16 protein-coding genes, 2 tRNA genes and 1 pseudogene are annotated in these 21407 nt (G+C 37.6%); 7 read left to right on the top strand and 12 right to left on the bottom strand.

Translation table 11 applies throughout. The features are described 5' to 3' along the window. Positions 1–163: 163 nt before the first annotated feature. From CLV62_RS15125 to CLV62_RS15115, 4 genes are all read right to left on the bottom strand, one after another. The gene (locus CLV62_RS15125) at positions 164–1231 is read right to left on the bottom strand and encodes a hypothetical protein (protein WP_110311615.1); all 1068 of its coding nucleotides are present in this window, start codon (positions 1229–1231) and stop codon (positions 164–166) included. A 3-nt stretch (positions 1232–1234) separates the two neighbouring features. Further along, positions 1235–2428 carry a site-specific integrase gene (locus tag CLV62_RS15120; RefSeq protein ID WP_110311614.1) on the bottom strand — a complete coding sequence of 398 codons (1194 nt, stop codon included), beginning with the start codon at positions 2426–2428 and terminating at the stop codon, positions 1235–1237. 261 nt (positions 2429–2689) lie between these two features. Further along, positions 2690–2851, bottom strand: coding sequence for a hypothetical protein (locus CLV62_RS21735; RefSeq protein ID WP_170120068.1), 162 nt, complete (start codon positions 2849–2851; stop codon positions 2690–2692). A gap of 181 nt (positions 2852–3032) precedes the next feature. Beyond that, positions 3033–3737: a M949_RS01915 family surface polysaccharide biosynthesis protein gene (locus tag CLV62_RS15115; protein WP_110311613.1), complete on the bottom strand. Its 705-nt coding sequence runs from the start codon at positions 3735–3737 to the stop codon at positions 3033–3035. A gap of 446 nt (positions 3738–4183) precedes the next feature. Between CLV62_RS15115 and CLV62_RS15110 the strand changes: the two genes are divergently transcribed. Further along, entirely contained in the window at positions 4184–4621 is a 438-nt protein-coding gene (locus CLV62_RS15110; protein ID WP_110311612.1) for a helix-turn-helix domain-containing protein, read from the top strand. A 174-nt stretch (positions 4622–4795) separates the two neighbouring features. After that, a complete protein-coding gene (locus CLV62_RS15105; RefSeq protein ID WP_110311611.1) occupies positions 4796–5845 on the top strand; it encodes a hypothetical protein in 1050 nt (349 codons plus the stop codon). A gap of 170 nt (positions 5846–6015) precedes the next feature. Here the strand turns inward: CLV62_RS15105 and CLV62_RS15100 are convergent. Both CLV62_RS15100 and CLV62_RS15095 read right to left on the bottom strand, forming a co-directional pair. Then, positions 6016–6090, bottom strand: a tRNA-Val gene (locus CLV62_RS15100). 107 nt (positions 6091–6197) lie between these two features. Next, positions 6198–7918: pseudogene (locus CLV62_RS15095) on the bottom strand (DNA polymerase III subunit gamma/tau). Positions 7919–8071: 153 nt separating this feature from the next. On the opposite strand from CLV62_RS15095, the gene CLV62_RS15090 reads away from it, so the two are divergent. Then, positions 8072–8605, top strand: a complete 534-nt coding sequence (locus CLV62_RS15090; RefSeq protein WP_110311610.1) for a GNAT family N-acetyltransferase — start codon at positions 8072–8074, stop codon at positions 8603–8605. Positions 8606–8770: 165 nt separating this feature from the next. Here CLV62_RS15090 and CLV62_RS15085 read toward each other — a convergent pair whose 3' ends face one another. The 5 genes from CLV62_RS15085 to CLV62_RS15065 all read right to left on the bottom strand — a co-directional run bounded on the left by CLV62_RS15085 (position 8771) and on the right by CLV62_RS15065 (position 13310). Further along, the gene (locus CLV62_RS15085; RefSeq protein ID WP_110311609.1) at positions 8771–9154 is read right to left on the bottom strand and encodes a hypothetical protein; all 384 of its coding nucleotides are present in this window, start codon (positions 9152–9154) and stop codon (positions 8771–8773) included. A 124-nt stretch (positions 9155–9278) separates the two neighbouring features. After that, positions 9279–10034, bottom strand: a complete 756-nt coding sequence (locus CLV62_RS15080) for a M15 family metallopeptidase (RefSeq protein WP_245904103.1) — start codon at positions 10032–10034, stop codon at positions 9279–9281. Between the two features lie 61 nt (positions 10035–10095). Beyond that, on the bottom strand, positions 10096–12549 hold the full coding sequence (priA, locus tag CLV62_RS15075; protein WP_110311608.1) for a replication restart helicase PriA: 2454 nt from the start codon (positions 12547–12549) through the stop codon (positions 10096–10098). A gap of 5 nt (positions 12550–12554) precedes the next feature. Further along, positions 12555–13151 (bottom strand): porin family protein, encoded by a 597-nt coding sequence (locus CLV62_RS15070; protein WP_110311607.1) that lies wholly within the window; start codon positions 13149–13151, stop codon positions 12555–12557. Between the two features lie 87 nt (positions 13152–13238). Next, a tRNA-Arg gene (locus CLV62_RS15065) sits at positions 13239–13310 on the bottom strand. Between the two features lie 211 nt (positions 13311–13521). On the opposite strand from CLV62_RS15065, the gene dxs reads away from it, so the two are divergent. The 4 genes from dxs to trpS all read left to right on the top strand — a co-directional run bounded on the left by dxs (position 13522) and on the right by trpS (position 19509). Beyond that, positions 13522–15456 (top strand): 1-deoxy-D-xylulose-5-phosphate synthase, encoded by a 1935-nt coding sequence (dxs, locus tag CLV62_RS15060; protein WP_110311606.1) that lies wholly within the window; start codon positions 13522–13524, stop codon positions 15454–15456. After that, a complete protein-coding gene (gene trkA, locus CLV62_RS15055) occupies positions 15453–16790 on the top strand; it encodes a Trk system potassium transporter TrkA (RefSeq protein WP_110311605.1) in 1338 nt (445 codons plus the stop codon). The genes dxs and trkA overlap by 4 nt, the downstream gene beginning before the upstream one ends. Before the next feature lie 151 nt (positions 16791–16941). Further along, entirely contained in the window at positions 16942–18360 is a 1419-nt protein-coding gene (locus CLV62_RS15050; RefSeq protein WP_245904102.1) for a TrkH family potassium uptake protein, read from the top strand. Between the two features lie 159 nt (positions 18361–18519). Beyond that, positions 18520–19509: a tryptophan--tRNA ligase gene (gene trpS, locus CLV62_RS15045; RefSeq protein ID WP_110311603.1), complete on the top strand. Its 990-nt coding sequence runs from the start codon at positions 18520–18522 to the stop codon at positions 19507–19509. A gap of 104 nt (positions 19510–19613) precedes the next feature. Here trpS and CLV62_RS15040 read toward each other — a convergent pair whose 3' ends face one another. Beyond that, entirely contained in the window at positions 19614–21092 is a 1479-nt protein-coding gene (locus tag CLV62_RS15040) for a glycoside hydrolase family 10 protein (RefSeq protein WP_110311602.1), read from the bottom strand. Positions 21093–21407 lie beyond the last annotated feature (315 nt).

The following is a 21407-nucleotide window of genomic DNA, read 5'->3' as shown; positions in this document are numbered from 1 at the left end:
TTAATCATTAAACGTTGAAGCCGTGCACTGCTTCGATTACTAAAAGCAAAGTTGTATAGAATCGGAAAGAAGAGAAAAAAGGGGATTTTGAAGGGATTATAAATAGCTGAATACAACACAATTCCCTTATGCATTAGGGATTACATAGGGGATTTTGAAGGGATTACTCCAAGTTTCTTTCTAAAATGGAATAATTGTTTAGTATTTCATATTTGTTGGGCTTTAAGTCTTTTGGTGTGCCTATATTCCAATACTCACATAGTGTTTTGGCAAAAAAAGCAAATGTTTTTACTCTATTAATATCGTGTAGGTTTCTTTTATAAAGCGTTAAGCAAACATTTCCAATTGTTTTTTTCATTGGCTCGCCCCCTGTGGGCGGTGTTAGAATATCTCTTTTAATTTCATCTAAGTAGTCTCTTATAATGATGCCTTTTTTATGATGCTTAAATTTGAAATAATTGTTTATTTCTATCAAAGCAGGTTTTGATTCTTTAGAAGCTTGTATATTAGCAAAATCCGTATTTAATTCTACTGGCTTTTGTGATACATCAGTTGATACTGTTGAAATTTGATTTAACTTCTCTCTATATCCGAGATCATATAATTGTGTTTTATGGGGTACATCTCTCCACCGAAACAGATAAATGTTCAAATCTTCCTGAAACTTCATTATATCTATATCGAAATCTAAACATTTAGTATCTAGTGAAATACAAAACAGATCTAGTAATTTTCGGGAGTAGATAATATAATATTCTTCTACTGTGAACTTCTCTCTTTTTACTTTGAAGTATTCTAGTTGTATTCTAAATATGTAATTTATCCATCGTCCGTATGTTTTATTATCTATTTCAATACTGCCATTCGCCCAATCAAAAGACAAATCCCATAATTGAGACATATTAGGAATATTGAAATATGGGAGTATGTCTGTGAATTGACGTATTATTGACTTTATGTATGACTCTCTACTATCTGGGTATTTATAAAGATTTGACTCTAATTCATTTACAAGGCTAGGCATTAACCCTCTATTAATATTATGGCTAATTTCTAATACGAGACTGTTTGTTTCTCTGATTTTCTTTATCTGCAACTCCTTTAGTTTGTTGTATCCTTCCCTGTATTCAGATGGAACATCATCGGGATTATAATTATCTTCAATTATACCAGCGGCATCGCTTAAGTATTTAAATAGTGAAACAAATTCGTTTAAGTATTTCTTTTCCATGAATCACATCTTTATTTCCGGTAAACTATCTATTGCTGCTTGTTTTAAACTATCTACCGCACGAGTGTACTTTTCTGTATGTTGTAATCCTGAATGTCCTAAAAGGCTCGCTACGGTTTTTATATTCGCTCCATTGTTGAGGATATTAACGGCAAATGAATGTCTAGCACAATGCCAGGTAATATGCTTGTTGATGCCGGCTAACTTTACCCAGTGCCTCAACGATCGCAAACACATCGATTGGCTAGGCAAATTGAATATTTTAGTATTAATTGAATTGTTCTTCTCGTCTTTCGGCTGTTCTCCTATCAAAGAAAGAAGTCCATTATTAAGAGGTATTGTCACCCAGCTTTTAGAACTCGCTCCTTGCGTTTTCTTTTGATTGAATGTAATCATTCGGTTTGAGTAGTCCACATCACTATACACCAACTCGTTTACATCACAGAAGCGAATACCTGTATACAGGCAGAATAAAAAAGCACGTCTTAAATTAGGGTTTTGTTGGTCATACTTCGTATTTTGAAGTTGTTCCATTTCTTCGAGACTCAACACATCTTTAACCAGTGCATTCTCATCTCCTTTACAGACAACACCGTTACATGGATTCTTTCGTATGACATCATGCTCAACACCGTATTTGATAATCTTTTTGAAGCGTTTATAATGGGTTAACGCACCCTCTCCCTTGCTAATACTTTGCAGATATTCGACAAATCTCATCATCATATCTTTATTGAGCTGTTCCGGGGCAATGCTATTTTTGTAGATGGGATATTCGATCGCTATAAAGTCTTTAAAGCGCTTGATAGCTGCTTTTATCATACGTTTATCTCCTTTGGTATAGCTGTCATAGTATGATTGCATGAAGTCGAATATATTGATCTTTTTATTGCTTTTCAATCTATACCCGGCTCTATCCTCTTTCATTTGCTGCTCTCTCTCAAACCTGATCTTCTTAGCGAGGGTCAATGTTTCATCATTTGTCTGTTTTTCGATCGGTGTGCGTGGCTTGGCTATAAGGTAGAGATTTAAAGATTCTTTTCGTCTATCATGCTTTACTTTTACTTTATCTGTTTTTTCATCAGTCCATTGTTGACGACCTAGATAATATTCCAGGTATAAACTTTTCCGCCCATCAGCTAATAGCTTTTCTTGTAGCTTAGGATTCTCCTTTGTTTTTGTTGTCAACTTTGCCATGCTTCACAAATATAGTTTCTTTTACTTTCTCTTATTTGCAAATTTAAGATTTTATCTTATTTGGGGTGTACTAAAAGTGTACTAATTTACAGAATAAAGGCAAAAATAGGAAAACGGAATAGATGCAAAAACGTATATAGTATTGACTATTAACATTTTTTAATTCTTTTATTTTCCTTTATTTTCGTGGTATTGTACCCGCTCCGAGTACTAAGAAAGTCTGACAGATCTCTCTGTCAGACTTTTTTTATAAAAAGAATATTATTTATTATGTCCTGGGGCATATTCCTTTGCTGATTTACTTCCTGTTATTTTTTTCATCTGACCTGGAGGTATACCATTTTTGTTGGTATTTACGGTTCTACAAGAGAAGACAAACAGAGTGAGAAAAATTAATGCCAATATTAAACCGATCTTCTTCATATCTCAATGTATTTATAGTGTAACACCCACAGTCGTACATTTGTTTTAGAAGTGCTCAAACAGAATAGGGTATAAACATCCCGAAAGGACACACAAAGAAACTACAATAAACACCTTATCACTAAGCACCTACAGGGAGACAGAAGAAGAAAAGAATAACCTTATTTTTGAATAATCTATCTTATAATTTTTCATCTATAGCTTCATTCCACATACTCAAGGCAAACTCGCGAAATTCTTTTGGGGCACTTCTAAAATTATCATCAAATTCAAAACCTCCTCCATATGTTTCATCCTTATTTAGATATACCTTATTCTCTCCTCTCATGGCATATTTTTTATCGCCCTGATACATTATTATTTTCATTTCCTCAGGGCTCACATCCCCATGGCAACCCTTCATATACATTATCCAAACCTCAGCAATGCCATTCTTATCTAAATCCGTAACCTTAAATGTATTGTCTATAAATTCGGCAAAGATGTCTACGGGGCAATCCGAAATAAAATCATAAACTTTCCAAGTCAGCGTAAATTGCTCACTCTTATCATTTAACAGATAGTGGTAACCGAACAATTCGGCATCACCGCCATCAGATTCATGTTTAAATTTAGGACTTACATAAATTCCGGTTTCAGTAATCAGGGCAATATGTTCGCCTTGCGTATCTTTCCATTTTATTGCGTCTTTAAATTTTCCCTCAAAAGATAGCCCTGAAGGCAAATCCTTTTGCTCTATATGCTTAACGGCGGAAACACTATCCTCCCCCTTCTGAGTTTCTACATTCTCAGTCAAATCATCTTTTACCGAGATTTCATTCTTTACTTTAGTTTGGCAGGAAAGTAATAAAAACAGTAATATCGCAAAACAGGCTCCTTTACTCATATTCTGGAGTAGGTATAGTTAAAACAATTGTTAGTCTGTTCAAATATAAAGATATAATTTAGGATTTCCGAATAGGCTCCAACGTTTACCGCAAGCAAAGAAAGACTAATCCAAAAGATTAGCCTTTCCCGCCCTTCATGCTCCATAACAAATCGATAAATATCAGTTAGTTGATTGTTCAGATAAATTTTAGCACTGTTATGTCTCTAAATATTGATTTTGAAATCGAATTAAAACAAACTCACGTTCTTTCAGCATGAAGGAAATACATCTCTGAGTTTTATGCTCCACAAATAAAAATAAATTTATCGAAACAGAAGCAGAAAACGGCGCTTGTAGTAACAATATCAGGACTTGTAATTACGAGTCATTTTCCCGACTTATTTTTTATACATTTGCTGTAAATAAATATTTCATTCCTATATTTGATAAAAAATAACGTTATAATGGAAACAAGTAACACAACCACTAAGAAAAAACATCAGGGACGTAATGCCAGACGCTTACGTCAGGCAATGGGTATCAAGCAAGAAACAATAGCTTCGGCTCTGAATATTACCCAGCAAGCGGTTTCTCTTTATGAACAAAAACAAGAGATAGATGATGAGACTCTAGTGAAGATTGCTCAGGTTTTGAATGTTTCTGTTGAGTTAATTAAAGAACTCGAAGAAGATCCTGCAACCATTTATATCGAAAATAATACCTTCGAGGATGGCAGTCAAGTAGGAACTGTGGGACTAATAGGAGAAAACACAAATATCTACAATCCTATAGAGAAGATTATAGAATTATCCAATGAGAAAACAGCTCTCTACGAACGCCTGGTAGAAGTAGAGAAAGAAAAAATAGCCCTGCTAGAAGAGTTACTTAAGAATAAGAAATAATTCCGAAGAATTTACATAAAGCAAAAGCTCATGATTCAGAACCATGAGCTTTTGCTTTATGCCATCACTCCGTTGTTGCGTGCCCTTAATCACTATTAACCGTATCTTAACAATCTCGAAATACCTATTTAACCTTATTGGATTTCATTTGTAAAAATTTAATGAAAATTGAACATGAATAAAATTTATCACCTTATCTCGATTCTCTTTCTATCTGCCTCCATGTACGCACAAACACCATCTACACAAGACACTGTCAGCTTCAAACCCACAGGAACCGTTATAGCAAAAGGCTTCCTCGATTACAGTATAGGATTAGGCAATGCAGAACATGTAAGAGGTTTTAATATCGGCCGGGCGTTCCTAGGCTACAACTACAAGTTCACACCTACATGGCAAGCTCAATTAGTACTGGATGGAGCTTCTTACCAATCACCCATCTCCGGCACCGATGCCAATACCGTAAATATGTATGTACGTAACGCTTTTGTCAACTGGAAAGACAACGGTTTGAATGTTAGCTTTGGTCTACTTGGTCTACTGGAGTACAATCTGCAAGAAACATACTGGGGACACCGATATGTAGAGAAATCTTATCAAGATCTAAACAATATGGGACCCAGCGTAGACCTTGGTATTACTGCCGAATATGCCTTCAACCCCATATTCTCCGTTGACGTTTCATTCACCAACGGTCAGGGCATACGAAAAATTCAGAAAAGCACCAGCGCACGCTACGCACTAGGCATTACGGCAAGACCCATCAAAGGACTTATCTTAAGAGCTTATGGCGATGTTTACAACGAAAGTGAAGATCTACGGGACAAACTCCCCGAAGGAGTAACAGGAGTCAATTATAAGAACAAATACATTACAGCACTATTTGTTGGATACCAAAACAAAAAAGTTTCTCTCGGTGCAGAATACAACCACCTTTACAATCTGGGATTTATAGAAAAGAAAGATTATCACGGCTTCTCGTTCTACTCTTCAATGAAACTAGGTTCTAAATATGGGATATACGGGCGTTACGATTTAACCGAATCAACTCAAGCAGACAACTACCCCGGCGATTGGAATAAACTTGACGGACAACTTGTAATTTTAGGTTTCGAATTCCAACCCGCAAAACAATTAAAGATATCACCTAATATCCGCAATGTAAATCCGACCAGAGGTAAATCGGAACAATATTTCGCGATCAGCGTAGACTTTAGTATCTGATAATATATTCTTAGCGGATATATCGTAATTTTTCTATCAGGATAAGGAAGTAAAAGATATTCAATTTCAGAAGAAGCCAATGTGCTTCTTCTTTTTTTTGTAGCGACACAACGGAAGTAATATATAACAAAAAGAAACATCTACAAAGAAATTTGTAGATGTTTCTTTTGTGGGCGATGAGGGATTCGAACCCCCGACCCTCTGGGTGTAAACCAGATGCTCTGAACCAACTGAGCTAATCGCCCTTTTAAAGGGTAGCATTTTCTCTCAAATGCGATGCAAAGATATGTCTTTTTTCTTTTGCTGCAAATAAAATCAGAAAAAAATTCAATTATTTCTCATCTTTTTTTTACTACATCAATTCGAGGCCAAATTCATCCTTTAGTCTCTTTACGGTTTCGTTTTGCTCAACCATCAGATTAAATTTTTCTAAAGACGTGAATCCCAGCTTTTTTTCATTCTCCACTGTCACTCTTACCTTCATTTGCACCAGAGTATTCCTCAGATTCTTACGAAGAATCGGCATTATATTAACAGCATTATCCAACAACCTCTGTTCTTGCACAGGATTATTAACAACAACCTCAAAAGTATCCCTATTCAGAAGATCGGGTAAACAGTTAAGCATTGTATTCTTTAGATGATGCTCTTCGGGAATAGATTCAGCATATGCCTTCCACTCGCTAAGCAATTGCAAGGGAGTAAAAGTTTCAGACAGAATTTCGGTTTGCTGAGCCTCAACAACCTCTTCTTCTGTGTTTTTTTGAGAAAGGGCAGAAAGAGATACACCGAAGCCCGAAATAGAAGAGCTTCTTGCAGTTTTAGGCTGTTGCCTTACCGTTGCAGGTGGAGCAGCAGAGGCGGCTTGGGAAGATGCCCCCGCAGTTCTTGCCGGAGCAGGTTGAGCACCAGATGCTGCCTCCCCAACAGGAAAGATAGGTTCAATTATGACTTTTTTTTTTCGTCCACTGATTGTGGATTGCTCGAAAGCTGACACAAGCGGATTAACGTCAGTTCGATTAGAAGCTTTTTATTTTTACTAACTCTGTAATTCAGGTCACACTCATTAACAAGCTCAATAGCTCTATATAAAAGTTCGACAGGGCATCTCTGAGATGTAGCCACATATCTTTCGCGGATAGATGCTCCAACCTCAAACAATTCGGCTGTACGAGGATCTTTACAGACCAGCAAGTCACGGAAATGCGAAGCAACTCCCGAAACAATATTATGACCATCGAAACCCTTATTAAGAATATCATTCAAAATAAGTAAGCTATCCACTACATTGTTTGTAAGGACTGCATCCGTCAGTTTGAAATAGTATTCGTAATCAAGCACATTCAGGTTGTCAATAACAGCCTTGTATGTAACATTACCTCCTGTAAAGCTGACTACCTGATCAAATATGGAAAGTGCATCACGCATCCCCCCATCCGATTTTTGAGCCAAAACGTTTAATGCTTCCAATTCTGCATTAACGCCTTCCTGTGAAGCTACATATTTTAAATGCTCAACAGTATCCGTTATACTGATACGGCTGAAATCATAGATTTGGCAACGTGAAAGAATAGTCGGCAGTATCTTATGTTTCTCAGTTGTTGCTAAAATAAAAATAGCATGGTGAGGAGGCTCTTCCAATGTTTTCAAAAAAGCATTAAATGCTGATGATGACAACATATGAACCTCATCTATAATGTAGACTTTATATTTCCCGATCTGTGGAGGAATACGCACCTGATCGATCAATGAACGAATATCGTCCACCGAATTATTGGATGCCGCATCCAGTTCATGAATATTAAAAGATCGCTGATCGTTAAAAGCTACACACGATTCGCACGTATTACATGCTTCACCGTCAGCTAACGGCGAAAGGCAGTTAATCGTTTTTGCAAATATACGGGCACACGTAGTTTTACCCACTCCACGAGGTCCGCAGAACAGGTAGGCATGAGCCAGTTTATTGGTTGCAATTGCATTTTTGAGCGTAGTTGTCAACGCACGCTGCCCCACTACCGACTTAAATGTCGATGGTCTGTATTTACGTGCCGAAACTATATAATTATCCATTTGAAGTATTTCATTTTACAAATACAAATCTAAGAAAAAAATCGGGCTTTTTAAAATTAAGGCTAAGCACGTTTTTTTATTGCTTTGATCTTTATTTTATATAAAAACGGAAAAATCTAGTTACTTTTAGCTTTAAATATAAATCGCACTTGTATGCAGTTCCCCCTATTACACACAGAAAGATTAAGTCTCATCGAGATTAAACAGGATCATCTGAATGATTTATTTCAAATTTTCAGTAACCCCGAAGTTACCAGATTTTACAATTTATTACCTTTTAAAGAACCAAAGGATGCACAAAAATTTATAGACTGGTATCAAAGCCGTTTTACAGAAGGATTAGCAATCCGCTGGGGGATCGCTCTGAAAGGAGAGCAAAGCATAATCGGAACAATAGGATTCAACAATTACACAAAACATCACAGAGCCAATATCGGATACGATTTACAAAAAGAATACTGGAACAACGGATATATCACAGAGGCTCTAAAAGCAATTATATCTTACGGCTTTAAAGAACTCGAAATAAACAGAATCGAGGCAGAAGTTATGTCGGGTAACGAGTCCTCCGAAAAAGCTCTGCATAAAATGAATTTTACCAAAGAGGGAGTTTTAAGAGAGTGGATGTTCTGGAATTCTAAATACTACGACATGATAATGTATTCTTTATTGAAAAGAGAAACATAATAAACATCTAGGACAATACAGATCAAACTAAGTAAAAAAAGCATCTGATGATACACTTTAGATTTATAACAACTATAGATGTTGCTTACCAAAGAAATCAAAAGGCGTGCCCATATACCATATATAAACCTACGCCACCACAATCACATATTGACAGGTTTTAATTTACTCATAATCTATATTTTGTATATACTGCTTAAATTCATCACTTAGGCAAAAACTAGCATTTTCGATCATTATTTCATTTGGGTTACTCAAAAAAGAACCCGATGAAATATCTATTCCCTGAGGATTGATCAGCTTAAAATAATATATTTCGGGGTGAAAATCTTTATTACTATCAAATTTAAGCTGCATATTTATAAGGAATTTTCTATGAGCTTTCACAAAAGCGGCAGAATCATTTGACTCTTTAATTACATCTTCACTAATCTTTTGATCTGCTAAATCAGAAAATAATCCGGTCTTCGCATATACTTCATACTTATACTCTTTGTTGCAAGAGATAAATACAACGGATAACAATATAAGCGTAAGTAATTGTTTCATAGTGTATACATTATGGTTTCAAAAAATCAAATGTAATAAAAAAAAGATATGTGTTATATCGTTTTTTTGCATTATATCATAAATATTATTTCTTTATTTTAGGGTCATACCTAAATTTACTATTTCAGTCTAAAAGCTTGGCAGTATTCTTCGCTTCACCTCGTGAGACTGCATTAAAATGCCACCATTCACCTCTAATAGTAATAAATCCGGCTTCCGTCATAACCTTGCGAAGCAATTTGCGATTATCTATTTGTTCTCTGGTCAGCAAACCTTCCTTTAAAAGCTGTTCTTCCTGATTGATTCCGGCAGCCTTTCCGAAGAAATCAAAGGGTGTACCCATATCCAAAGCCACCCCATCAGAATTGCAGATTGTCAGATCAACAGCCATACCATAATTATGCATACCTGTTTTAGTCGGATCGGCAACATATGCCCTGTATGGAGTATTCTCAACTACTTTATACATTTTCGTCTGAACAGACATAGGTCTGGCAGCATCATAAATCAGCAATGATAAATCGGAATTATACCCCTTAAGCAACTGTTGAGCCTTCATTAATTTCTGGGCGGCAACAGGATGCAAAAACGCATCTGTAAGATCATCATAAAGTATTTCTTTGGTGAAATTATCCGTTGTAGCATATTTTAAATCGATACGAATGGTCGAATCTAAAGAATGAATATTTATTAAACCTTGTTCTTCGAGATACAAAGCCATAGAAGATTCAGGAAGAGTTTGCTCCTCCTCAACTGTTATTGCAACAGACTGCACCGAGTCCGCAACCAAGACTTCACTACGAACTATGTCCGCTTTGTTCTGACACGACAAAAGGAAAACAAGAAGAGGAATCATTATCATTAATAACTGTATTCTCACAATCAAAGCTATCTATCGTTACTATATTTGCCAAAGCTATAAAAAGGTCTGCGACCTTACCTTACATCGGATCAACATCATAATGCAAAAGTACTGATTTATAATTCGGATTTTGCATCACCTGCTTTTGATAGAATTCGATCAACTCTCTGATTTTCTGAGGCGATGCCTGATTTTCGATTTTCAATACAATTTTACGAATATAGAGAGATTGCACCCTCGAAATCCCCGGCTTTACAGGTCCTAAAACCCTTTCCTGAAAAGATTGCCGAAGCACCTGAGCAAACTCCACAGCCAAGCCATCAACAACATGCTCCTCCCTGCCTCGTATTACAATTTCGATCAATCGATAAAAAGGAGGATACCGGAACAACTGACGTTCGTTTATTTGCGTTTCATAGAACGAAGCATAATCGTTATTTCTTATATAAGAAATAATAGGATGTCCGGGATGAGCCGTCTGCAATAGCACCAAACCACGTTTATGTCTTCTGCCTGCACGCCCGCTCACCTGCATCATCAATTGAAAGGCACGTTCGTGTGCTCTAAAATCGGGATAATTAAGCATACTGTCGGCATTGAGAATACCCACTACACTCACATTATCAAAATCGAGACCTTTAGAAACCATCTGAGTACCTACCAGAACATTGGTTTTATTCGCCTCGAAATCAGCAATTATTCGCTCAAAAGATCTTTTGCTTCGGGTTGTATCAAAATCCATGCGAACTACATTTGCTTCAGGAATAGTTTCTTGTACCAATTCCTCGATTCTTTCCGTTCCATACCCTTGCATTTCCAATGTCGGGGTTTTACATTCCGGACATTCGGTAGGTATAGAATAAACTGCTCCACAATAGTGACAAACCATTACCCGTTGCCCTTTATGGAAAGTAAGGCTTACATCGCAATGCAGACATTTAGGAGTCCATGAACAGGTTTTACATTCTATCAAAGGAGCAAACCCTCTACGGTTTTGAAACAAAATAACTTGTTCGTCTCGTCCTAAAGCATTTCTCATTTCCTCTACCAACGGAGGTGATAAGATAGACTTCATTTGTTTTCTTTTCCTGAGATCTTTGGTATTTACAGGTACTATTTCGGGCAGCTCTATTTCAGAATGACGTTTACTTAGGGTAACCAAACCATATCGTCCCGAAAGGGCATTGTAATACGTTTCGATCGCAGGGGTTGCCGTTCCCAGCAATGTTTTTGTCTGATGAATGCCTGCCAATACAATAGCCGCATTACGCGCATTATAACGTGGAGCAGGATCTTGTTGCTTGTAAGAAGCCTCGTGTTCTTCGTCCACAATAACCAACCCTAGATTTCGTAAAGGAAGAAAGACAGCCGAGCGTGCACCTAATACCACTTGACATTCTTCTTTTTGAAGCAAAGACTGCCATGTTTCAGCACGTTCATTGTCATTGAATCTGGAATGATACACCAGTAATTTATTTCCGAAAACCGATTTAAGCCGTTCCGTTATTTGAGTAGTCAATGCTATCTCCGGCAAAAGATACAAAACCCGTTCGCCACGCTCAATAGCATCTTTTATTAATTGAATATATATTTCGGTTTTCCCCGAAGATGTCACCCCATGAAGCAACACCACCTGTTTCTCTTTGAAGTTGTCGTAAATTTCGTTGTATGCCTTTTCCTGAAAAGGATTAAGTATTTTAGACGAAAGAAGATCAGAATCTCCATAGTCGAAGCGTCCTATCTCATTCTGAAACGATACTAAAACTCCCCTTTCTATCAGAGCATCTACAACAGAAGAACTTATTCCTGTTTGTCCTAAGAATAGTTTTTTCTGAATAAAAAACTCAGGATGATCTCCCTCTTCTTTTTTCAGTTCAAGAAATAAGATCAATGCCTGCTCTTGTTTTTTAGCTCGTTTTAGATTATTCAAAATCTCATTGAGTTCGCTTTCCGAATAGTTTTTAGCCAATCGTATCGAAGCCTCTGTTTTTGCAGTGTATTTGTTTTGTATGTTTTCATTCAGATATGCCGCCCCTTTATCTGCGAGAGATTTTACATAGGGAATAGCATTTGAGATTCCCGTAAGTTTCTCGATTTCGGAAATACGGAGTGGCTTTGAATCCGAAAGCACATCGAACACCTTCGTCTCATTGGCAGTAAAAGGCTCTTTGGCTTCAAAAGAAGCATCCAGAAAAACAAGAGTCTCACTCTCCAATTTTAAAGCCGACGGCAATGCCGCCTTATAAATCTCGCCCAAAGTACACATATAGTAGGAGGAAATCCACTCCCAAAACTGAAGCTGTTCGGGCAAAACTATGGGATAATCATCTAAGACGGATATTATTTCTTTTATCCCCGTTTTGGGCTCATCCGAATCGTATATACGATGAATAATTGCAGTATAGAATTTCTTCTTACCAAACTGCACAATGACCCTGCTACCAACAATAACCCGATCTGCAAGCAGATCGGGTATCTTATAAGTAAACACTCCTGACAATGGCAGTGGAACTATTACATCAACATATAGCATCTATTTCAAAAGAAATAAGTTAAGTTTACAGCCCAGTTAGAAGGTCTTTTTCTCACACGACCGTCAAAATCAGTCGAATAGTTTTCAGTTAAAGCTTTCCGATAATACATACCTATTTCAAGATGTTTCAGAAGCTCAACCCCTGCTCCCGCATCGAATCCCATTCCAAAAGATTTTGATTTATATTGATCAATCACACTACTTGAAAACTCACCTCCGCTCAGTCTAAATTCAGCATATGGTCCTACTACAATAAAAACTCCGAACAGACCAACTATACTGAATTTCTTTTTTAAGTTCACAGGAACCCTTAGATAGTGATAATTTTTAATATCATAATCTTTGTCTGTTACATTAAATTGTTGCATCCCGTAAATCACACCGGCTTCTGCACCCCACCCGATTATAGGAGCCATAATTTCAACTACCCCTCCAACTTGAGGACCTAATCTGTTACTTGCGTTGAGAATGTCTTTATTAATACGATTATTACTCACATCAAATCCACCGCGAAGACCAAATCTGATTTGTGATGATGCCAGACCAATATTCAACAATGCAAAACATAGTATAAGAAGAAATGTAAAGTTTAATTTTTTCATTTTTGAGATATTTTAAGTTCTTTATGCAGTTGAAACAAAGAATGCCCTAAAATTGTTTTTAATTAAGAGGAAAATATAAAATTATAGTAGCACGGCCGGGAATCGAACCCGGATCTAAAGTTTAGGAAACTTCTATTCTATCCATTGAACTACCGCGCCTAATAATTGGATATCCGCAAAAGTAGTTGATTTTTGTTAATACAGCAATATGCAGTCAGTGATAAATTTTATTTATTGTTGATTTATAAGGCTATATTCCTGATCCTTTTCAATTTTACCGATTAAACATAGGATAAGATATAATTGTTTTATAATTTTGCTCTTTATTTTTCGTTTCTTAAGAAATGATCGATTATTTATACTCACAAATATGCCCGAAAACCAAAATAACAATATATCGCTGCTACAAAGCATCGACTACCCGAAAGACCTTAAAAGTCTAAGTCTAGCCCAATTGGAAACACTTTGTAAAGATCTTAGGACTTTTATAATAGATCAACTGTCCGAAAATCCGGGGCATTTTGGATCCAGTTTAGGTACGGTAGAACTCACTGTAGCTCTACACTATGTATACAACACCCCTTTCGACCGCATCGTTTGGGACGTAGGGCATCAGGCTTATAGTCATAAAATATTAACGGGACGAAGGGATAAGTTCCATACAAACCGTAAATTCGGAGGATTGGCAGGTTTTCCCAATCCTGAAGAAAGCGAATACGATACTTTCTCGGCAGGGCACGCATCCAATTCGATTTCCGCGGCATTAGGAATGGCAGTAGCATCAAGTCTGAAACACGAAAACAAGCACGTAGTTGCTGTTATCGGAGACGGTTCCCTTACTGGAGGATTAGCCTATGAAGGCTTAAATAATGCCAGCTCCCAGCCCAACGATTTGCTTATCATTCTTAATGATAATGATATGGCAATAGATGATAATGTGGGAGGTCTGAAAGATTATTTGGTAAAAATGACTACTTCGCAAGCCTACAACAGAGTACGTAACGATGTATACCAGAAATTCAAGAAAAAGAATCTCATTACCGAAAAAGGAAAAAACTTTATTCTGCGATTCAATAATAGCTTGAAATCGTTAATTACCAAGCAACAAAATATTTTTGAAGGTCTTAATATCCGGTACTTCGGTCCTATGGATGGTCATGATCTCAAAGGATTAATCCGCACCATTCAGAATATCAAAGATCTCAAAGGCCCTAAACTTCTTCATATACATACCATAAAAGGAAAAGGCTACAAACCTGCTGAAGAATCGGCTACGGAGTGGCATGCTCCCGGAAAATTCAATAAAGACACGGGAGAAAGAATAATCAATCAGGCAAAAGATCAACCTCAGCTATATCAAAATGTGTTTGGTCATACATTGGTCGAATTGGCTGAAAAGGATAAGCGTATAGTGGGCGTTACACCTGCAATGCCCTCGGGATGTTCTATGAGTTTTATGATGAAAGAATTTCCCGAAAGAAGTTTTGACGTAGGTATTGCCGAAGCTCATGCCGTAACCTATGCAGGAGGATTAGCAAAAGAAGAGTTAATCCCGTTCTGTAATATATATTCCTCATTTATGCAACGTGCATACGATCAGGTAATACACGACGTTGCATTACAAAAACTACATGTAATATTCTGTCTCGACAGAGCAGGACTTGTAGGAGAAGATGGTCCCACACATCACGGTGCATTCGATCTGGCTTATATGCGTTGTGTACCTAATCTGATTATCGCATCGCCTTACAACGAGCATTATTTAAGACATCTAATGTATACAGCGACTTATGGCAACGATGGACCTTTTGTGATACGTTATCCTAGAGGACAAGGCGAGTTGAAAGATTGGGAATGTGAAATGAAAATCCTTCCAATAGGTAAAGGTCGTAAATTGAAAGACGGATCGGATCTGGCTATAATTTCGATCGGGCCAATAGGAAATACCGTTACTAAAGCAATCAGAGACCTCGAAACAAAAGGCTACAGTGTAGCTCATTACGATATCATATTCTTAAAACCAATAGACAAAGACCTCTTGAATGAGGTTGCAGCAAAATTCACGAAGGTAATGACTGTTGAAAATGGCGTAATAAACGGAGGATTAGGATCTGCCGTATTGGAACATTTCTCAGACAATGACTTCCGTAATATAGATGTTACACGTGTAGGATTACCGGACAAATTTATTACACATGGTTCGATTGCCGAACTGAACAAACTATGTGAACTGGATGTTGACGGTATAAAGAAGCACATTGTGAATGCTTTGAAAAACGAAAAAATTGAGACTTCTATGACATGAGAGTAGTTATCGCAGGAGCAGGAGCTGTAGGAACCCATTTGGCCAAATTGCTATCAGGAGAAAATCAGGATGTTATCATCATGGATCCCGACAAGGAGAAATTAAATTTCTCGAAAAGCCATTTTGAAATAATGACCATGGAAGGATCTTCCACTTCATTGAAAGATCTAAATGAAGTAGGAGTTGAGGATGCTGACTTATTTATTGGTGTAACTCCCGATGAATCAGTCAATGTTACTTCTTGTATGCTTGCCTCGAAAATGGGAGCAAAAAAAACCTTTGCCCGTATCGATAACTTCGAATATTTATTACCCAAAAATAAAGATTTCTTTGAAAGCCTCGGTGTAGATTCGATGGTATACCCTGAGATGTTGGCAGCTAAAGAAATTGTATCCGCAATAAAGAGACCTTGGGTAAGACTGTGGGTTGAATTATTCGGAGGTGCAATTATTCTTGTAGGAGTAAAAATAAGAGACAACTCCGAATTAGTGGGTAAATACCTGCATGAAATATCAGTTGCCCCGAAGAAGTTTCACATTGTAGCCATAAAACGAAACAACAGGACTATTATCCCCAAAGGATCCGATCAGATATTGTCCGGTGATATCTTGTTTTTCACAACTACGCAGGAGTTCATAAAGGAAATTCCTGCTATAACAGGAAAGAAAGATTTTGAGGTAAAAAACATAATGATCATGGGCGGTAGCCGTATTGCTATTCGTACCTGCCAGTATTTACCCAGCGACATGAATATAAAACTACTGGAGTCGGATAAAGAGAAATGCTATAAGCTACTCGAAAAAGTTCCCAAGAATGTGACCGTATTCCATGATGACGGTCGTAACTCCGATTTTCTTCAAGAAGAAAGTATCAAAGACACAGATGCTTTTATAGCCGTAACAGGAAACTCCGAAGCTAATATATTGGCTTGTCTTGCCGCAAAAAGATTCGGTGTAAGAAAAACCGTTGCCGAGGTCGAAAACATGGACTACATTTCCATGGCGGAGAATCTGGATATCGGCTCTATCATCAATAAAAAGTTGATTACAGTAGGTAATATATACCGTTTTTTATTGAATGCAGACGTTTCGAATGTGAAGTCTCTAACATTTGCAAATGCAGATGTAGCGGAGATTATTGCACGTCCCAATTCAATAATTACCAAAAAAGAAATAAAGCGCCTATCTTTGCCTAATAATGTGACTTTAGGAGGATTGATACGTAATGGCGAACCAATGCTGATCGATGGTGATACTCAGGTAGAACCATACGATAATGTTGTTGTATTCTGCTTAGACGATGCTTTACGCAATGCGGAGAAACTTTTTAATTAAGGCAGACAAACCTGATATTAATAATGTGAAAGCAATATTACGAATATAGAGTTTAAAAGGCTTTGGTTAGTACGATTACCAAAACGATAAAAAGGTCTGAGACCTTAATCTTAAAATGGGAAATTTTAATTTCCGATTCATCTTTAAAACAATGGGATTCTTATTAATTATAGAATCCATTTTACTGATGCTTTCGGCTGTTGTATCATTCTATTATCATGAAATAAGTGGAGATGCTTTTCTAATAAGTGCTTCTATCACTATTGCTGTGGGAGTAATATTCCGCTTATTAGGTGCAGAAACCAGAGAGCAATTTATCGGAAAACGCGAAGGTTTTCTTGTCGTCAGCCTCTCATGGATTGTGTTATCGGCTTTCGGGATGCTTCCTTTTATTTTCAGTGGAGTTATACCGGGAATAAGTGACGCTTACTTCGAAACTATGTCGGGTTTTACAACTACAGGCTCCACTATTATACCCGATGTAGATATTGTCCCTTTAGGCCTGTTATTCTGGCGTTGCCTCACCCAGTGGGTAGGAGGTCTTGGTATCGTAGTATTTGCATTAGCCGTACTGCCTATTATCGGTGGAAATGCATCCTTCCTGTTCGACGCCGAAACTACAGGTATTGCCCGTGAACGTTTCCAGCCGAGAGTTACGCAAGTTGCCAAGAGACTACTTTTCACCTATGTAGCTATCACTTCAATTATAGCCATATTGTTGTGGCTTGGTCCTATGAACGCTTTTGATGCGGTATGCCATGCATTATCTACCGCCTCAACAGGTGGGTTCTCCACTAAACAGGCTAGCATTGCGTATTGGGATTCGGCATACATAGACTATGTCATTACTATATTTATGTTTGTGGGAGGAATCAACTTTTCTCTGATTTATTTCTTGTTTAAAGGGAAATACAAAAAGCTGTTTCAAAATGAAGAGCTGAAATGGTACTTCTTCATATATATCACCTTCACCGCTGTTATAACTATTGGTTTAATATATTCGGGCAAAATAAGTGTAGCTGAAGACGCTTTCAGAACCTCTATTTTCCAAGTAACATCAGCAATAACAACAACAGGATTTTCTACCGCCGATTTTACAAGTTGGGGACCTTTTTATATGTTTCTGATTTACTGTCTGATGATGATTTGTGCCTGTGCAGGCTCTACCTCGGGAGGAATCAAAGTTATCAGAGTTGTCGTACTTTTCAAGAATGCCATTAATGAATTTAAACGTCAGGTACACCCCAATGCAATTCTCCCTGTACGTATAAACAATCAGGTGCTTCCCGTAGATGTAGTTACCAAAATTCTCGCTTTTATATTCTTATATCTGCTCATTCTATTTATGAGTTTTCTTGTATTATCTTCTACAGGTATCGACTTCGAGGATTCAATTACAGCCTCAGTGTCCTGTATGGGTAATGTAGGACTTGGCAGCCTGAGTGATAGCGGACACTTCGGACATCTTTCGGATACAGCTAAATGGTATCTCTCTTTTCTAATGCTTACGGGACGTCTCGAACTATTTACTATACTATCCTTGCTCATGCCTGCGTTCTGGCGAAAATAAATACAAAGACACAACTCTTTGTTCGTCCCATACTTTCCCTACACATAGCTCTACCCCTACTACGATGGTCAGAGTAAGGTGCAGTCTGAAAAAGAATATAAACTGACAATAAATCTGGAATAATCGTTAACTTTGTATTAGAAAACTAAATAACATAGTATGGAAACAGTAGTGAGCGGCATTCGCTCAACCGGTAATCTGCACTTAGGCAATTACTACGGAGCCCTGAGAAATTTTATAAAAATGCAGGAAGAAAACAAATGTTTCTTCTTTATTGCAGACTACCATTCTCTTACGACTCATCCCGACCCGAAGATATTGCATGGTAATGTAAAAAACGTATTAACGGAATACCTGGCTGCAGGTATCGATCCGGATATATCGACGATCTATATTCAGAGTGATGTGCCCGAAGTATGCGAACTGTATCTATTGCTGAACATGCACGCATATATGGGCGAATTGGCTAAGACTGTCTCATTCAAGGAAAAGGCTCGCAAACAGCCTGAGAATGTGAATGCAGGTCTTCTGACCTACCCTACTCTGATGGCTGCTGACATATTAATGCACAACGCGGACAAAGTGCCCGTAGGAAAAGATCAGGAGCAACACTTAGAGATGACCCGCAAGTTTGCCCGTCGTTTCAATAATTTTTACGGTGTTGAGTACTTCAAAGAACCTATTGCTTATAACTTCGGAGGTGAATTGATAAAAATACCGGGATTAGACGGAAGCGGCAAAATGGGTAAATCGGAAGGCAATTGCATCTATCTGTTTGATGAACCGAAGGTGATAGAAAAGAAAGTAAAAAGAGCGTTAACAGATGAAGGACCTCAAAGCCCAAATTCACCTAAGCCCGATTGCATCGAAAACCTGTTTACCATTTTACGTGTAGTATCAACAGAAGAGATTGTAAAACACTTTGACGACAAATGGAATGCTTGCGAAATTCGTTACGGTGATCTTAAAAAACAATTGGCTGAAGATATTATTGCAGTAACGTCACCTATCCGCGATCGTATTCTGGATATTCAGGATAACGAAGCCTACCTGCACAAAGTAGTGAAAGAAGGTACTGAAAAAGCTAGAGAAAGTGCCAGAAAAACATTACGTGAAGTACGCGAAATAATGGGATTCAAAGGATTTTAAGATCTCACACTTTTATAAAGAACATAAAACAGCATATATAAGAAAAGGCTTATTTCGTAGGAAATAAGCCTTTTCTTAATTGTATCATTACGAGGTCTACAACCTTATTTCTCTATACTTCTCGAAAATATATAATAAACAGGAAAGCAAGGTACACTCTCGTTATGAAAACGATCCGAAGCTGTAACAGAATAATAAATCCCTTCCTCTATATCGGGAGTCTGGATCTGTATCTTATTCACCCTCAAACCCGAGGCTACAATACTCTTTACATTTTTGATATCAAAATCTTCACTCGAAGATTCATAAACAGTATAAACCTGCCCTTCCGACAGATTGGATGATTCCCATTCTATAGTTGTGATTCCATCGGCTGATCGGTATACCTGCATATTGAGAGGAGAAAGAGGTGCAACATTATCCAGCCATTTCATAGAAGGCAGTTTTGCGGGATAGCTGTAATAGGGTACTAAACCATCTTTCAGACCTTTTGTATTATCGAGAACATTCCCTACCCTATAATAAGCAGCCCCGACAGCATTACTGGTTCGAATAAAATCGATTTGATCAGTAATATCTTTCAATGGCCAGTTTCCTTCTGAGGGCATCAGGCGGTATGCTCCAAGACCGGGAACTACCCAACGTCCGTTACTTGTTTTTACCCATTCTTCAACATACGTTCCGAATTCTGTTTCATTATAATACATCATCGGATAAACAGCATCCATTTTTCCGTCCATCATCCATTTTCCGGCATCCTGATGTACGCTCGAATAGGCTGTCCATGTTCCTCTCAACGGGTTAAGGTCTTTATATCTGCCAATAGGGCTGCAACTCACTTGTACCCAAGGTTTCTTTTCTTTGGTTTGGTCATATATATCGGATACCAGCGTACTGATATTATCGCGTCTCCATTGCTGTAAAGACTCGCCTCCTCCATATTTCGAGAAAGTATCCTTATCTGGAAATTTTCCTGCTGCTTCAGGATAACGGATATAATCGAAATGGACTCCATCCACATCATAGTTACTGACAATTTCATCCACTACATCCAGAATGTGTTTTCTGGCTTCGGGATTACCCGGATCGAGATACCATTCGTCTTTATACAGTTTACAAAGTTGGGGATATCTGGCAACAACAGACGACCGCCCTTGCTCTTTTACCTGCTTCTTCGATCCCAATGGAAAAGTCACAATCCATGCATGACATTCTAGCCCCCTTTTGTGGCATTCCTGTATAGCATAAGCCAATGGATCATAGGCTGTAATAGCACCAATGGTTTTGTCTTTGGTGAAAAAAGGACTCCAAGGTTCTATCTTCGACTGAAAGAACACATCACCACGTACACGCACCTGAAAAAGGATTGTATTGAAATTAGCAGCTTCCAACTGATCCAGTATTCGTCCCAATTGCTTTTGCTGATTTTCGGGAGATAAACCTGCCGAAGGCCAATCAAGATTCCAGTTAGTAGTCAGCCATGCAGCACGCACTTCCGTATCGGGGTTTTGAGCTGTTAATTGCAACGGAACAAGTCCGCACAGAAAGAGTATAGAGAGTAATAGTATTCGTAGTGACTTCATATTTTGAAAAAGTATCAAAAATACACATTTGTAAAATAGTAAACAAGTAAACAGTCTGGCAAGTAGGGCACACGGATCAAATTTCTAATAAGGTGACATTCGTTACAAAAGTTCCGAAAAGTAATCTAAAAAGTGACAAAAGTGACTATTAAGTGTTACTTTTCCGATTTAATTAATCGCCTGAATATCAAATACAAACAATCCAAAAGGTGACAAAAGTCTAAGTACATGACAAAAATTTTATAGGATTTGTATTTATCTGACAATAAGGGTTTAACAACCATTGTGCTATATTGTCTAGTCCATACTTAAAGA

Source organism: Indolivaga alginatilytica (genome assembly GCF_003201355.1).
Taxonomy (GTDB): domain Bacteria; phylum Bacteroidota; class Bacteroidia; order Bacteroidales; family Dysgonomonadaceae; genus Dysgonomonas_A; species Dysgonomonas_A alginatilytica.
The sequence above is the reverse complement of the archived record's forward strand: the minus strand, read 5'-3'. Positions and strand labels throughout refer to the sequence as shown.

Excerpts from the sequence above, each read along its gene's own strand:
- priA (WP_110311608.1), bottom strand. The coding sequence starts at position 12,549 with ATGCTATATGTTGATGTAATAGTTCCACTGCCATTGTCAGGAGTGTTT.
- dxs (WP_110311606.1), top strand. The coding sequence starts at position 13,522 with ATGCCCGAAAACCAAAATAACAATATATCGCTGCTACAAAGCATCGAC.
- CLV62_RS15120 (WP_110311614.1), bottom strand. The coding sequence starts at position 2,428 with ATGGCAAAGTTGACAACAAAAACAAAGGAGAATCCTAAGCTACAAGAA.
- CLV62_RS21735 (WP_170120068.1), bottom strand. The coding sequence starts at position 2,851 with ATGAAGAAGATCGGTTTAATATTGGCATTAATTTTTCTCACTCTGTTT.
- CLV62_RS15050 (WP_245904102.1), top strand. The coding sequence starts at position 16,942 with ATGGGATTCTTATTAATTATAGAATCCATTTTACTGATGCTTTCGGCT.
- CLV62_RS15085 (WP_110311609.1), bottom strand. The coding sequence starts at position 9,154 with ATGAAACAATTACTTACGCTTATATTGTTATCCGTTGTATTTATCTCT.
- CLV62_RS15125 (WP_110311615.1), bottom strand. The coding sequence starts at position 1,231 with ATGGAAAAGAAATACTTAAACGAATTTGTTTCACTATTTAAATACTTA.
- CLV62_RS15040 (WP_110311602.1), bottom strand. The coding sequence starts at position 21,092 with ATGAAGTCACTACGAATACTATTACTCTCTATACTCTTTCTGTGCGGA.
- CLV62_RS15105 (WP_110311611.1), top strand. The coding sequence starts at position 4,796 with ATGAATAAAATTTATCACCTTATCTCGATTCTCTTTCTATCTGCCTCC.
- CLV62_RS15090 (WP_110311610.1), top strand. The coding sequence starts at position 8,072 with ATGCAGTTCCCCCTATTACACACAGAAAGATTAAGTCTCATCGAGATT.
- CLV62_RS15110 (WP_110311612.1), top strand. The coding sequence starts at position 4,184 with ATGGAAACAAGTAACACAACCACTAAGAAAAAACATCAGGGACGTAAT.
- trkA (WP_110311605.1), top strand. The coding sequence starts at position 15,453 with ATGAGAGTAGTTATCGCAGGAGCAGGAGCTGTAGGAACCCATTTGGCC.
- CLV62_RS15115 (WP_110311613.1), bottom strand. The coding sequence starts at position 3,737 with ATGAGTAAAGGAGCCTGTTTTGCGATATTACTGTTTTTATTACTTTCC.
- CLV62_RS15070 (WP_110311607.1), bottom strand. The coding sequence starts at position 13,151 with ATGAAAAAATTAAACTTTACATTTCTTCTTATACTATGTTTTGCATTG.
- trpS (WP_110311603.1), top strand. The coding sequence starts at position 18,520 with ATGGAAACAGTAGTGAGCGGCATTCGCTCAACCGGTAATCTGCACTTA.